1 pseudogene is annotated in these 228 nt (G+C 64.0%); it reads left to right on the top strand.

From position 1 onward, the window contains the following. Positions 1-228, top strand: a pseudogene (locus tag EOC06_RS39480) (ABC transporter permease); the annotation flags it as partial.

The following is a 228-nucleotide window of genomic DNA, read 5'->3' as shown; positions in this document are numbered from 1 at the left end:
CACGGCGGTGCTGACGCTCGGCGTCATTGCCACGGTCGTGCTCGTGATGATCCTCTGGTACGTGCTCAATCACACGGCATGGGGCCGCCATGTCTACGCCGTTGGCGATGATCAGGAGGCGGCGAAGCTGTCGGGCATCCAGACCAAGAAGGTGCTGATGACGGTCTACACCCTTGCCGGGCTGATCGCCGCTTTCGCTGCCTGGGTCTCCATCGGCCGCAACGGCTC

The organism is Mesorhizobium sp. M7A.F.Ca.MR.362.00.0.0 (assembly GCF_004023175.1).
Lineage (GTDB): Bacteria > Pseudomonadota > Alphaproteobacteria > Rhizobiales > Rhizobiaceae > Mesorhizobium.
Note: the sequence above shows the minus strand (reverse complement) of the source record. Positions and strands in the feature narration are given on the sequence as shown.